16 protein-coding genes and 1 tRNA gene are annotated in these 12,736 nt (G+C 32.1%); 15 read left to right on the top strand and 2 right to left on the bottom strand.

Translation table 11 applies throughout. The features are described 5' to 3' along the window. Positions 1-50 precede the first annotated feature (50 nt). The 13 genes from OWK30_RS02875 to rsmI are packed head-to-tail and all read left to right on the top strand — an operon-like array spanning position 51 to position 10,042. Positions 51-236: a Trm112 family protein gene (locus tag OWK30_RS02875; RefSeq protein ID WP_423323416.1), complete on the top strand. Its 186-nt coding sequence runs from the start codon at positions 51-53 to the stop codon at positions 234-236. Beyond that, the gene (gene rfaE1, locus OWK30_RS02870) at positions 226-1,221 is read left to right on the top strand and encodes a D-glycero-beta-D-manno-heptose-7-phosphate kinase (protein ID WP_423323415.1); all 996 of its coding nucleotides are present in this window, start codon (positions 226-228) and stop codon (positions 1,219-1,221) included. Before OWK30_RS02875 ends, rfaE1 begins: the two co-directional genes overlap by 11 nt. Next, complete coding sequence (locus tag OWK30_RS02865) at positions 1,222-2,733, top strand: NAD(P)H-hydrate dehydratase (protein ID WP_423323413.1); 1,512 nt, start codon at positions 1,222-1,224, stop codon at positions 2,731-2,733. Then, a complete protein-coding gene (gene tsaE, locus OWK30_RS02860; protein WP_423323411.1) occupies positions 2,717-3,145 on the top strand; it encodes a tRNA (adenosine(37)-N6)-threonylcarbamoyltransferase complex ATPase subunit type 1 TsaE in 429 nt (142 codons plus the stop codon). Before OWK30_RS02865 ends, tsaE begins: the two co-directional genes overlap by 17 nt. Beyond that, complete coding sequence (locus OWK30_RS02855; protein ID WP_423323409.1) at positions 3,146-3,358, top strand: hypothetical protein; 213 nt, start codon at positions 3,146-3,148, stop codon at positions 3,356-3,358. It begins immediately after the preceding gene. After that, positions 3,336-3,608, top strand: a complete 273-nt coding sequence (locus tag OWK30_RS02850; RefSeq protein ID WP_423323407.1) for a hypothetical protein — start codon at positions 3,336-3,338, stop codon at positions 3,606-3,608. Before OWK30_RS02855 ends, OWK30_RS02850 begins: the two co-directional genes overlap by 23 nt. A 34-nt stretch (positions 3,609-3,642) precedes the next feature. Further along, a complete protein-coding gene (locus tag OWK30_RS02845; protein WP_423323405.1) occupies positions 3,643-6,264 on the top strand; it encodes a valine--tRNA ligase in 2,622 nt (873 codons plus the stop codon). Next, positions 6,258-7,100, top strand: a complete 843-nt coding sequence (gene nadC / locus OWK30_RS02840; protein WP_423323402.1) for a carboxylating nicotinate-nucleotide diphosphorylase — start codon at positions 6,258-6,260, stop codon at positions 7,098-7,100. The genes OWK30_RS02845 and nadC overlap by 7 nt, the downstream gene beginning before the upstream one ends. Beyond that, positions 7,097-7,357 (top strand): hypothetical protein, encoded by a 261-nt coding sequence (locus OWK30_RS02835; protein WP_423323400.1) that lies wholly within the window; start codon positions 7,097-7,099, stop codon positions 7,355-7,357. The genes nadC and OWK30_RS02835 overlap by 4 nt, the downstream gene beginning before the upstream one ends. Then, positions 7,351-7,875: a TlpA family protein disulfide reductase gene (locus OWK30_RS02830; protein ID WP_423323398.1), complete on the top strand. Its 525-nt coding sequence runs from the start codon at positions 7,351-7,353 to the stop codon at positions 7,873-7,875. Before OWK30_RS02835 ends, OWK30_RS02830 begins: the two co-directional genes overlap by 7 nt. Beyond that, positions 7,875-8,843 carry a thioredoxin-disulfide reductase gene (gene trxB / locus OWK30_RS02825; protein ID WP_423323396.1) on the top strand — a complete coding sequence of 323 codons (969 nt, stop codon included), beginning with the start codon at positions 7,875-7,877 and terminating at the stop codon, positions 8,841-8,843. Before OWK30_RS02830 ends, trxB begins: the two co-directional genes overlap by 1 nt. Continuing rightward, the gene (locus OWK30_RS02820; protein ID WP_423323394.1) at positions 8,844-9,224 is read left to right on the top strand and encodes a DUF2914 domain-containing protein; all 381 of its coding nucleotides are present in this window, start codon (positions 8,844-8,846) and stop codon (positions 9,222-9,224) included. Further along, positions 9,221-10,042 carry a 16S rRNA (cytidine(1402)-2'-O)-methyltransferase gene (gene rsmI, locus OWK30_RS02815; RefSeq protein ID WP_423323392.1) on the top strand — a complete coding sequence of 274 codons (822 nt, stop codon included), beginning with the start codon at positions 9,221-9,223 and terminating at the stop codon, positions 10,040-10,042. Before OWK30_RS02820 ends, rsmI begins: the two co-directional genes overlap by 4 nt. On the opposite strand, the gene OWK30_RS02810 is transcribed toward rsmI, so the two are convergent. Then, the gene (locus OWK30_RS02810) at positions 10,016-10,585 is read right to left on the bottom strand and encodes an IMPACT family protein (protein ID WP_423323390.1); all 570 of its coding nucleotides are present in this window, start codon (positions 10,583-10,585) and stop codon (positions 10,016-10,018) included. The two genes, rsmI and OWK30_RS02810, sit on opposite strands and share 27 nt — an antisense overlap. Positions 10,586-10,739: 154 nt before the next feature. On the opposite strand from OWK30_RS02810, the gene OWK30_RS02805 reads away from it, so the two are divergent. Then, positions 10,740-10,991, top strand: coding sequence for a hypothetical protein (locus OWK30_RS02805; RefSeq protein WP_423323388.1), 252 nt, complete (start codon positions 10,740-10,742; stop codon positions 10,989-10,991). A gap of 18 nt (positions 10,992-11,009) precedes the next feature. On the opposite strand, the gene OWK30_RS02800 is transcribed toward OWK30_RS02805, so the two are convergent. Beyond that, a tRNA-Arg gene (locus tag OWK30_RS02800) sits at positions 11,010-11,083 on the bottom strand. 522 nt (positions 11,084-11,605) lie between these two features. Between OWK30_RS02800 and OWK30_RS02795 the strand changes: the two genes are divergently transcribed. Continuing rightward, positions 11,606-12,730, top strand: a complete 1,125-nt coding sequence (locus OWK30_RS02795) for a branched-chain amino acid ABC transporter substrate-binding protein (RefSeq protein WP_423323386.1) — start codon at positions 11,606-11,608, stop codon at positions 12,728-12,730. Positions 12,731-12,736 lie beyond the last annotated feature (6 nt).

Raw genomic sequence — 12,736 nt, 5'->3', positions numbered from 1 at the left:
AATATAAATTAGATATATAAAGTTTGCAAACAAAAATATAGGGGTGTGCTATGGGAATTAATAAAGAGCTTCTTGATATACTTGCTTGTCCTAAATGTAAAGGAGATATTAGGTTGTCTAAAGATGAGAAGTGGATAGTTTGTGATAATTGTAAACTGCTTTATGAAATAAAAGAAGATATACCTGTTATGCTTATAGATGAAGCAAAAGAGGTAGTAAATACTGATGAGTACTGATTTGAAGTATTTTAACTCTTTAATTGACAGATTTAAAAAACTTAAAATACTTGTTATTGGCGATTTAATGCTTGATATTTTTATTTATGGGACGGTAGAAAGAATTTCTCCTGAAGCACCTGTTCCAGTTGTGGATGTAAAAGAAGAGGTGTTGATGCCTGGTGGAGCTGCCAACGTGGCTGTAAACTTAAAAGCTCTTGGTGTAGATGTTTTTTTATGCGGTATCGTAGGAAAGGATAATAATGGTAACATATTAGAACAGCTTTTGGTTGAAAGAGGGGTTAATAACCACTTTTTGATAGATGATGGTAGAATGACATCCACTAAAACTCGTATTGTAGCACATAGTCAGCAGATGGTAAGGTTTGATAAGGAAGAAAAACATAAGCTACGAAAGAAAGATACTAAGAGAATTATAGATTATTTGAAAGATGTAAAAGATGATCTCGATGCCATTATAGTATCAGATTATGGTAAGGGTGTTATAACTAAATACTTAATTGAGCAACTTGTAGAGAATTTTTCTGATAAAATAATTACAGTTGATCCTAAAATTGAAAATTTTTACTACTATAGAAAAGTTACTTCACTTACGCCTAATAATAAAGAAGCATCACAAGCTACAAATATTAAAATAGAGGATGAGGACTCTCTAATCAAATGTGGACAATATATTTTAAGCAAACTTGAAGCGGAATCGCTTCTGATTACGCGCGGGGCAGAAGGGATGACTGTGTTTCTGAATGATGAGTTTAGACACATACCAGCTGTCGCAAAAGAAGTTTATGATGTTACGGGAGCAGGTGATACTGTGATTTCTGTATTTACATCAGCTCTTGCTGCTGGTGGTAACTTTGTTGATGCTGCTATCCTCTCAAATGCTGCTGCTGGTATTGTAGTTGGAAAAGTGGGAACCGCTACAACAACAACCGATGAGTTAAAAGAAAATCTGCCTATGTTGTTAAAAAAGATGGTGGGGGTATAGATGGAAGTGCTTAGCTCTGCTCAAATGATGGAAGCTGACAGATATACAATTGAGGAGATAGGAGTTCCATCTATTGTTTTAATGGAAAATGCAGCAAGAGGAATTTTTGAAGAGTTTTTAAAGTTAGATGTAAAAAAGGATAAAATTGCTGTTGTGGTGGGAAAAGGGAACAATGGAGGAGATGGGCTTGCTGTTGCAAGATATCTTATCAATAATGGTTTTTCTGTCGATGTTATTTTGATTTATCCATCTGAAAATTTTAAAGGGGATGCTAAAATCAATTATGATATTTTAAAAAAATATCCTGTTAGGTTCATACAATATAATGAAAATGTTGAGTTTGATTGCTATGATGTGATCTTTGATGCCATTTTTGGCACAGGACTTAGCAGAGCAGTAAAAGGGGTTGCTGAGCAGGTTATAGAAAAAATTAATTTTTCAAAAGGATATAAAATCGCGATAGATATACCAAGCGGCTTATCAGGTAGCAGTTATGAAGTTTTTGGTAAATGTATAAAAGCTGATTTGACCGTAACTCTTGCAAGGCCTAAAATAGTTCATGTTTTTTATCCTTCCAAGAAAATGTGTGGAAAGGTTGTTGTTAAAGACATCTCTATACCTGATTTTGCAATTTCAAAGTTAAATTCAGAATTATTTTTATTAGATAATGATAATTTACCTTTTATTTATAGAAGAGAACCTGATTCTCATAAAGGTAGTTTTGGGCATAATGTGATTATTGGTGGTTCAAAAGGGAAAATGGGGGCTCCGGTGATGGCAGCATATGCATCTTTGATGGTAGGGGCTGGTCTTACAACCTGTGTGATTTTTGAAGATTATTACTATTATTTATCAAGATATCCTGAAATTATGGCATATATTGTGTCTGGGAAAGATTTTTATACACGGGAAGAAGTTAATTCAGTTTTAGATTTTGTACGGGATAAAGATGTTTTGACAATTGGTTGTGGAATGGGTAGAAATCATCAGATTAAAGGATTTTTGTTTGAATTAATTGAAAAAACTAAACATTCAGTTGTTGTTGATGCTGACGGACTTTTTCATTTAGATGAAATATTACTAGAAAAACTTAGATATAGAGCTGTACTAACACCTCATATAGGTGAGTTTGCAAGACTTATTGGAACTTCAAAAGATGAAGTTTTAAAGAATAGAATAAGTCTCGCAAAAGAGTTTGCAGTGAAATACGGAGTAGTATTAGTTTTAAAGAGTGCTGATACGATTATTGCTACGCCAGATGGGTTACTCTTTGTGGTTTCTAATGGGGTTCCAGCTCTTGCAAAAGGTGGTAGTGGGGATTGCCTTGCAGGTATTATTGGTGGGCTTATAGCTCAGAAATACTCATTGATAGATGCGGCTAAAATTGGTTGTTTTGTAATGAATGTGACTGCTTCACTTTTGATGAAAGGAAAGAATGAAAAATGTGTAAAAACAACTGAGATAATTGAAAATCTTTACAGAGGGTTTAATAAAATTGAAGCAAATCAGTAATAGTATATTAGATACTGAGAAAATAGCAGAACAATTTGGAGCAAATTTAAAAGGTAATGAGATAATACTGCTAGAGGGAGAGCTTGGAGCAGGAAAAACGTTTTTTGTAAAATCTGTTGCAAAATATGTAGGGTGTTTAGATCAAATTACAAGTCCTACTTTTACTCTGATGCAGACGTATCCAGGTGGAAAGTTTACTATATATCATTTTGATTTATACCGAATTAAAAGTTTTATTGAGCTTGAAAATTTTGGATTTTTTGAATACTTAGAAGAGGATGGTATAAAGTTTGTTGAATGGGCCGAAAAAGTTGATTTAGAAAAAATGCTTGATAATTACATTAAGATAAAGATTAAAAAAATGGCAGAGTTTAGTAGAGTTTTTGAATTTTTTTATAAAAAAGGAGAATAGATGGAGCCGGTATTTTGTCCATATTGTGGAGCACAAGAGCTTGAAGAATTAAATCCTACAGAAATAATGGTAGATAATGATTTGTGGATAATTTTTCATTATGAGTGTCAATCTTGCGGTGAAGTGTTTGACAAGATATATTTAAAAGATGAAGAAATTATGGAGATAACGGAAGGTGAAGAGGGTGGATATGAAAAAGGTGGATGGAATTGATATTTTGAAAGAGTTAAAAGCTAAAGATTTGAATGCTGTAAATATTGCGAAGGATGGTTTGGAGGATTTGACTCTGTTTTTATCTGAAATGGAAAAAATCTACAAAAGACTTACTAGTGATGAGATAGATGAAGAGGAAAAGAAATTTTTACAGTATAAGCTAAAAATTATTGAGTCATATATTGATAAATTAAACAAGCTTATTAGTAGCTTTATTTCTATAGAAAAGAAAGGTGTAACATTAAATTAGTTTTTGCTTAAAAATGATATTAAAAGGAGCGAAAATGAAAGAAACAAGCTTACCTACTCGAATTGATCCTAAACAGTTTGAAGAAAGGCTTTATAATGAGTGGCTTGAAAAAAAGTATTTTCATGCTGATGAAAATTCAAATAAACCACCTTATTCAATTGTTATTCCGCCTCCCAATGTAACAGGATCTTTACATATGGGGCACGCTTTGAATAATACATTACAAGATATTTTAATAAGATTTCATAGGATGAAAGGGTATGAAGTTCTTTGGTTGCCAGGGACTGATCATGCAGGGATTGCTACTCAAAATGTTGTGGAAAAAATGCTTGCTAAAGAGGGGATTTCAAGACACGATTTAGGAAGGGAAAAGTTTATTGAAAGAGTTTGGAAATGGAAGGAGGAATCAGGCGGACAGATAATTAATCAGTTAAAAAGACTTGGTGCAAGCTGCGATTGGGATAGAGAACGATTTACAATGGATGATGGTTTATCAAATGCTGTTCGTACTGTTTTCGTGACATTATATAAGGAAGGGCTTATATATAGAGCAAACTATATAATTAATTGGTGTCCAAGGTGTCATACTGCTCTCAGTGATCTTGAAGTGGAATATGAGGATAAGGAAGGGGCGCTTTATTATATTTACTATCCGGTGGAGCATAGTGATGAGAAACTTCTTATAGCTACAACAAGACCTGAGACTATGTTGGGAGATACTGCTGTAGCTGTTAATCCTAATGATGATAGATATAAGCATCTAATTGGCAAATATGTGATACTTCCCATTGTGGGGAGAAGATTGCCCATAATTGCGGATGAATATGTTGATATGGAATTTGGGACAGGGGCACTTAAAGTTACTCCTGCTCACGATCCAAATGACTTTGAATTAGGGAAAAAATACGGGCTTGAAGAGATAAACGTAATGGATGATTCAGGTATCATCAATGAAAACGGGGGTAAGTTTAAGGGGCTTGATAGGTTTGAGGCGAGAAAGAGAATAGTTGAAGAGTTGAAAGAACTTAATCTTATTGAGAAAATAGAAAAACATGAGCATTCTGTTGGACATTGTTATAGATGTAAAACAGTGATTGAGCCTAGAATTTCAATGCAGTGGTTTGTGAAAATTAAACCACTTGCAGAAAAGGCTATCGAAGCTGTAGAAAAAGGGGAAATTAAAATTTTCCCAGAAATGTGGACAAAAACATATTTTGAATGGATGTATAATATTAGAGATTGGTGTATTTCAAGACAAATCTGGTGGGGGCACAGAATTCCTGCATGGTATTGTGATGAATGTGGGCATATAAATGTGGATTATAAAGATCCAGTATCTTGTGAAAAGTGTGGCTGTAAGCAGTTACACCAAGAAACAGATGTTCTTGATACATGGTTTTCTTCTGCACTCTGGCCATTTTCAACTATGGGGTGGCCTGAAAAAACGAAAACCCTCGAAAAATTTTACCCCACAAGTTGTCTTGTAACTGGATTTGATATCCTATTTTTCTGGGTTGCCAGAATGATTATGATGGGACTCAAATTTATGAATGATGTTCCTTTTAGACATGTTTATATTCATGCTCTGGTCAGAGATCAATATGGACAGAAAATGAGCAAGTCAAAGGGGAATGTAATTGATCCTCTTATAATGATTGAAAAGTATGGTGCTGATGCTTTTAGATTTACCTTAGCTGCTTTTGCTGCTCAGGGTAGGGATATCAAATTATCAGAGAACAGAATCGAAGGGTATAAAAACTTTGTGAATAAAATTTGGAATGCTTCAAGATTTATAATGATGAATTTAGATGGTAGTTTGGATAGTATAGACTTTGATGCTCTTGAAATGGAAGATAAATGGATTTTAGAAAACCTAGCTGAGACTGGTAATAAAGTAGAAAAGCACATAAAATCATACGATTTTAATGAAGCGGCAAATGAAATATATCAGTTTTTTTGGCATAGGCTATGCGACTGGTATATAGAGTTTATTAAGCACAGAATCTACAATAATGTGAATAAAAAGAATGCCCTTGCTGTGGCAAGGTTTGTTTTAGAAGAGTCTTTGAAGATTTTACATCCATTTATGCCTTTTGTTACTGAATATATTTATAAGAATTTAACTAACAATGAAACAATAACTTTTGGCCCTTATCCTAAGCATGAATTTAATTTTAAAGATGATTTTGAAAGTATAGAGAAAGTTATTGCATTTATAACCAATGTAAGGACAGTTAGAGGCGAATATAATATTGCTCCCGCAAAAATGATAGATATTTTTGTTAAATGTGGAGATGATTTTAAAAATCTAATTAATGAGAAATCTGAAATCATAAAGAAGTTGGCTAAAATTGGAAATATTTCATTTACCGGTAATGAGATAGAGAAATCAGCTGTTCAGGTGGAAAAAGATTTTACAATTTATATACCATTAGAAGGTATTGTGGATCTTGAAGAAGAAATTAAGCGATTAGAAAAAGAGAAAAAGTCATTTGAAAAGGATATTAAAGTTTATGGTAAAAAGCTTCAAAATGATGAGTATCTTAAAAAAGCTCCAGCTCATATAATAGATAAAGATAAAAAGAAGTATGAAGAAGCTAAGATAAAGCTTGAGGAAATTGAAAAGAGTATAGAAAGGTTAAAGAAGCTATGTTGAAATCAGTTTTAGTTGATAAAATCATAGAACTTGCTTTACTAGAAGATATTGGCAGTGGAGATTTGACCACAAAGTTTATTGCACCTTTTTTGAAAAAAAGTAAATATTATTTGTTAGCGAAGGAAGATTTTATTGTTTGTGGTTTACCTTTGTTAGAAAAGATATTTTATAAAGTTGATAGAAATATAATTGTGAACTATTTAAAGAGTGATGGTGACATTGTTAATTCTGGAGATGTTTTAGCTGAGATTACTGGTGAAGCATCAACAATTTTAAAACTGGAAAGGACTGTTTTAAATTTTCTACAGAGATTATCTGGGATAGCTACTAATACTTATAAATATGTTAAAGCGTTAGAAAAAACCGATATTAAAATTTTAGATACTAGGAAAACAACACCTGGAATGCGTATCCTTGAAAAGTATGCTGTGAAGACTGGTGGTGGTACAAATCATAGAATAGGTCTTTTTGATGGGGTTATGCTGAAGGATACCCATATAGATGCAGTTGGGTCTATTAGAAAGGCTGTGGAAATATTAAGAGAAGGTATACCAATTACGGTGAGAATTGAAGTTGAGACAAGAAACTTAGATGAGGTTTCAGAGGCTGTAGAGGCTGGTGCTGATATAGTTATGCTTGACAACTTTCCTTTAGATAAAGTGAAAGAGGCTTGCATGATTGTGAATGGTCGTGCTAAAATTGAAGTGTCGGGAGGTGTTACGCTAGAGAAACTGGATCTTTATAAAAAATATCCTATTGATTACATTTCAGTGGGTGCTTTGACAAACAGGTTTAGAGTGGTAGATATAAGTATGAAATTTGGGGAGCTTATATGATTACTGATTTGGAAAAAGCTAAGAGGTTAGCAAGAACAATAATTAGTGATATTGTTTTATATAATAAAGAGAAGGTAGTGGAAGGTATTAAAAATGATAATGTTTTTGAAGTTTTAGAGGAAGAAATTGAGTTGGGGAGAAAACTATTTAATGAGAAAGTAGATACTACCGTTATTAGTTCAAAAATTTTTGATAAGACATTAATAGACATATTAATTGCAAAATATGGAAAAGATGTGGATTCCAAAATTTGGTAATGAGGAGTGCGAGATATTTTTCAGGAAAAAACATATTAGTTTTTATACTTGTTGCCTACGCATTTTATTATCTTTATAAATATAGGCAAAATGATCCTCCTCCTTTATATACAGTAATTCCTAATTTTGAAGTTAAAGCACTTGATGGTTATTCTTTTCATATTAGTGACATAAAACTGAAAAAAATTATAATATTTTTCAATAAAAAGAATATTTTTTCTACTTTTTATAAAAAAAACTTGGCAGAAATTGTGTATTTAGCAGAGAAAAATAATCTGTATTTGATAGTTTTTGTCAAGACGAAGCAGGATAAAAATTCACTCTTGAAATATGTTTCTGACAAAAGTTATAAACTTATTGAAAAACATTTGTATTTGACTAATATAAAAAATGTTGAAAAGGTTTTTGGGATAAATAGTTGGCCTTTTATGGTGATTTTGGATGAGAACAATAGAATTATTTATGCTGCGAAAGTGCCTGTGATAAAAGAAATAAAAAGAGTATTGAGAGGAGAGTAATGGAGGATTTTTTTAATTTTGATGATTTGAAAGAATTGTACGATGTAGTAATAATTGGTGGTGGACCAGCTGGATTAACTGCAGGGATTTATGCTGCGAGGGATAATTTAAATACTTTAATATTAGAAAGAAACTTCCCTGGTGGGCAGGTTGCTATAACCGAAGTTATTGAGAACTATCCTGGCTTTGTTGAAGGGATTTCAGGTGGTGATTTAACAGAAAAGCTTTATCAGCATGCAAAGCATTTCGGAGTTGAAATAAAGAATGGAATATGTAGCGGTATTGAATTTTGTGATGGTTATAAGTATGTATGTTTACAATACAAAGACATTAAAATTAAAACTAAAACTATAATCATCGCTTCTGGAGCAAAACCAAAACATCTTGAAGTGCCAGGTGAAAATAAATTTCTTGGTAGAGGGATTTCTTTCTGTGCTACTTGTGATGGAGCGTTTTATAAAGATAAAGTGGTGGCAGTGATTGGAGGAGGAGATTCTGCAGTTGAAGAAGGGCATTATTTGACTAAGTTTGCAAAAAAGGTTTATATTGTGCATAGGAGAGATAAGCTTAGAGCAGCGAAAATATTACAAGATAGGGCTTTTGCAAATCCTAAGATAGAATTTGTGTGGAATAGTGTTGTTAAAAAGGTTAATGGTGAGGATAAAATCGAATCTATAACCCTCTATGATAAAAAGCTAGGTAAGACAAGTGAATTAAAAGTTGATGGTGTTTTTGTCTTTATAGGATGGAATGCAGATACAGATGCTTTTAAGGGATTGATAGAGATGGATGAATCAGGTTTCATTATTGCTGATGAGACCACAAGAACTAATGTGCCCGGTATATTTGCTGCTGGCGATGTGAGAAAAAAAGAACTTAGGCAGATTGTGACTGCTGTGTCAGATGGTGCTGTTGCTGCAAAAATGGCTGAAAGATATATTGAAGAAAATTATCCTCAGGAGGATTAAGTGAGACGTCTAATATTAGTGATTTTAACTGTTATTTTGATGACTACTTTTGCCTATGCAGATATTAAGGTGAGTAGAAAGGCCATAGCGAAAGGGATTCAAAATCGTGAGCCTGTAGAAGTTTCTGATAGTTTTGATTCCCATGTAGGGAAACTTTACTGTTTTACAGAGATAAAAACAGATAAATATCCTACAAAGGTGATTCATATATGGATTTACAAGGATAATATTATGGCAGAAGTCCCTTTGGCAGTTAACTCTAGTAGATGGCGTACATATAGTTCTAAAAAGATATTACCCAAGTGGAAAGGAGAGTGGAAAGTAGAGATTTATTCAGAAGATGGTAAAATGTTAGATTCTGTTAGCTTTACTATTAAATGAAAGAAACACTTTTTTATGTTGTTCCTACTCCTATAGGGAATTTAGGTGACATAACATTAAGAAGTATTGAGGTGTTAAATCTTGTTGACGAAATCTTAGCTGAAGATACAAGGAAGGCTTTAAATTTATTGACTCATTATGGAATTAAAAAAAAAATAGTGTCTCTTCATAAGGAGAACGAAAAAAAGAATGTTTCTAATATTATTTCTAAACTTCAAAATGGATTAAAACTTGCTTTGATAAGTGAAGCTGGTACTCCATGTATTTCAGATCCAGGTCATTTTATAATAAAGGAATTGATAAAAAATAATTTAAAGTTTGAAGTGTTGCCAGGGGCTACTGCATTCGTTCCTGCCCTTATTATGTCTGGATTTCCAAGTGACCATTTTTTCTTTTATGGGTTTTTAAAACATAAAAAAAGTGAAAAGATAAAAGAGATTGAGCGATTAACTACCATAAAATCTACTTTGATATTTTACGAAGCACCTCACAGAGTTAAAGATACTTTGAAGATTCTTTTTGATTATTTTACTCCTCCTTTTGCTGTTATAAGAGAGATTTCAAAAATTTATGAGGAAACAGTTTTTATAGATAATATTAATGAAGTTGAAGATATTACTGTTAAAGGGGAATTTGTTATAATTGTAGATAACAGCAAAGAAACTTGTTCTAAAGTTGAGTATCCTGACTATAAAAAAATTATTAAAGAACTTTATAAGGAAGGGTTTGACAAAAAGGATATTGTAAAGATTTTAAAAACGCTTGGTTTAAAAAGGAATGATGCTTACAGTTTAGTGGAATCTATTTTGAATAGATAGTGCAATTTCTTCTAAGACTTTTTTATCACCTTTTATTTTGACATTGATTTGATTGGTTGTAAATTTTTTATCAATTATTTTTACATCATTTACTTTTATAAGATATTCAAGAAAGTTTAGTTTATTGTAATCTAATAAAAAATCCATTATATAACATTTTTCTACATCTAATAATTTAGCTTTTGCTACTACTTTTGCAGCAGATTTTGTATATGCTTTTACAAGACCACCTGTTCCAAGCTTGATTCCGCCAAAATACCTGACTGTAAAGATGACCACATTGATTAGGTTTTTTCCTTTTAGTACATTTTGTATGGGTTTACCTGCTGTGTTTTTGGGTTCTCCATCGTCTGTTTGATTTTCTATTATCTGGTTGTAATTATTTAAAAATCTGTAAGCCCACACAATATGGTTTGCTTTTTTATGTTCTTTTTTTAAATAATTGTGGTAATCTTCAAATTTGTTATATGGTATAATATATGATATGAATGTTGACTTTTTAATTTCTAACTTTTCTGTAAATATGTTATCTACAGTGAACATTTTGCTCCACAATATATTCGAAATATTTACGTTAATTGACTGAAAGGCATATTAATTTTTTTTAGTTATTAGTCAATAACTTCTTGAAAACATAAGTAGTATATGATATAAAACATATATGTAAACACTTGTTTACCAATAGGAGGTTTTTTATATGTTGGTTATGTTAAATGAGAAAATAAAAGTTGGTGCTATATTTTTTAAGGGATTTCCTAAGCCTGTGTGGTTTATGTATTATGGCACTAAGGTTTTTATAAAAAGAGTTATTTATCAATGGAAAGAGAGGGAAGGGCAAGATGTGATTTATAAATATACTGTGACAGAAGGTGAAAACATTTATGAGCTTTCGTTTAGCAAAGAAAATCTCGAATGGTATCTTGTTGCCATTGATGAGGGAAAATATTGAAAAGATAGTTAAATAAAACGCGCCCTGGAGGAGTCGAACCCCCAACCTTCTGATCCGTAGTCAGATGCTCTATCCAGTTGAGCTAAGGGCGCATATTATATGTTGAAAAAATCTAATTATTCGCAAGTGTTTATAGTAGTTTTATTGTAGCTTGTCAAGTGCAAAAAAATGGAATTATTCAATAGTGAGTTATGATAAAATAATGTATTTTATGACACAAAAAATGTTATTTAAACAAAGATTTGATATTAAACATAATTGATAACAAATAAGCTGTTTAATCGTAGTGGTTCTTTATAGGCGACAACGACAGATTTGTTACCAGCAAGTATTAGTGAACTAATTATTGTATACCATAATGCTGTATATATTTATTGCACCTAAGTGTGTATATGTAAATGTTTTAAATAAGAAAACTGTTCACTATATTAAAAAAGTAATAAAATAATATTTGTTTATAATTCTATAACAACTTGGTAATAAAATAATATTATTCTATAAGAAGATGGTTTTTGTTTAATGAAAATTGTTCATTATACTTGACAAATAGGCTTTTTTAATTAATATGAGAAAAGCGGTTTTATCAAACATAATTTTAATCTCAGGAGGTTGTTATGAAAAAGGTTTTTTTGTCGTTATTTTTGGTCTTAGCCCTTGTAGCAAGTTCTTTTGCTGGTGGCACTATTAAAATTGGTGTTCAGGCACCAATAACAGGTAAATTTGCCAGTGAAGGGCAGGGTATTGATAATGCTGTAAGACTTTGGGTTGAGCAAGTGAACGCAAAAGGCGGTTTGCTAGGTAAAAAAATTGAAGTTGTTACATGTGATGACGAAGGAACAGCTGTAAAGGCTGCTATTTGTGCCAGAGAACTTGTTAATAAAGGTGTTATTGCAGTAATCGGCTCTTATACATCTACTGCTACAGAAGCAGCTCAGGCTACTTATTTTAGAGCTGGTGTGCTTCAAACGAGCGATGGTACTAGTGATACATTAGTTAAGCATGGTTACTGGACATTCTTTAGAAATTCATCTCCAAATAGTGCAGAAGGTAAGTTTACTGCAGATTTTTTTGTGAACTTTAAAAAGTATAAAAGAATTGCTATTATCTCAGATTATTCTACTTTTGCAGTAGATCTTGCAAAAGCTGTTGTTGATAACACAATTAAACTTGGTGGTAATATTGTTTATCAAGGAAAAATTAAATCTGGTGATCAAAACTTTACACCTATTTTGACAAAAATTAAGTCCTACAATCCTGATGTTATCTACTTCAGTGGTTATTATACTGATGGTGGTTTAATAAGAGCTCAAATGGTTCAGTTGGGTATTAAGGCTGATTTTGTAGGTGGTGACTCTAATGACAATAAAGAATTTATTAAGCTTGCAGGCTCTGCAGCTGCTGGTGCATATATAATTAACGTACCTCTTCCAGAGTATTTACCATATGATATTGCTAAAAAATTCTTAGCAGATTACAGAGCAAAATATCATGAGGATCCACCAAGTATCTGGACATTATTCAATGTGGATGGTTTAAGAGCAATCCTTCATGCAATTGAAGTACTTAAGACTACAGATACTAAAAAAATTGCTGACTACCTGCATGATGAGTTGAAAGATTTTCCAGGTATTACTGGTCCTATTACCTGGGATAAGAAAGGTGAAAGAATTACAAGTGCATATATGGCTTATGAAATTCAACCAAATGGTGAATATAAAATAGTTTATCCAACAAAATAATTAAGG

The organism is Deferribacter abyssi (assembly GCF_049472655.1).
Classification (GTDB): Bacteria; Chrysiogenota; Deferribacteres; order Deferribacterales; family Deferribacteraceae; genus Deferribacter; species Deferribacter abyssi.
This window is presented reverse-complemented; position numbering and strand designations above follow the sequence as displayed.

Excerpts from the sequence above, each read along its gene's own strand:
- OWK30_RS02875 (WP_423323416.1), top strand. The coding sequence starts at position 51 with ATGGGAATTAATAAAGAGCTTCTTGATATACTTGCTTGTCCTAAATGT.
- rfaE1 (WP_423323415.1), top strand. The coding sequence starts at position 226 with ATGAGTACTGATTTGAAGTATTTTAACTCTTTAATTGACAGATTTAAA.
- OWK30_RS02865 (WP_423323413.1), top strand. The coding sequence starts at position 1,222 with ATGGAAGTGCTTAGCTCTGCTCAAATGATGGAAGCTGACAGATATACA.
- OWK30_RS02855 (WP_423323409.1), top strand. The coding sequence starts at position 3,146 with ATGGAGCCGGTATTTTGTCCATATTGTGGAGCACAAGAGCTTGAAGAA.
- OWK30_RS02850 (WP_423323407.1), top strand. The coding sequence starts at position 3,336 with ATGAAAAAGGTGGATGGAATTGATATTTTGAAAGAGTTAAAAGCTAAA.
- OWK30_RS02845 (WP_423323405.1), top strand. The coding sequence starts at position 3,643 with ATGAAAGAAACAAGCTTACCTACTCGAATTGATCCTAAACAGTTTGAA.
- nadC (WP_423323402.1), top strand. The coding sequence starts at position 6,258 with ATGTTGAAATCAGTTTTAGTTGATAAAATCATAGAACTTGCTTTACTA.
- OWK30_RS02835 (WP_423323400.1), top strand. The coding sequence starts at position 7,097 with ATGATTACTGATTTGGAAAAAGCTAAGAGGTTAGCAAGAACAATAATT.
- trxB (WP_423323396.1), top strand. The coding sequence starts at position 7,875 with ATGGAGGATTTTTTTAATTTTGATGATTTGAAAGAATTGTACGATGTA.
- rsmI (WP_423323392.1), top strand. The coding sequence starts at position 9,221 with ATGAAAGAAACACTTTTTTATGTTGTTCCTACTCCTATAGGGAATTTA.
- OWK30_RS02810 (WP_423323390.1), bottom strand. The coding sequence starts at position 10,585 with ATGTTCACTGTAGATAACATATTTACAGAAAAGTTAGAAATTAAAAAG.
- OWK30_RS02805 (WP_423323388.1), top strand. The coding sequence starts at position 10,740 with ATGTTGGTTATGTTAAATGAGAAAATAAAAGTTGGTGCTATATTTTTT.
- OWK30_RS02795 (WP_423323386.1), top strand. The coding sequence starts at position 11,606 with ATGAAAAAGGTTTTTTTGTCGTTATTTTTGGTCTTAGCCCTTGTAGCA.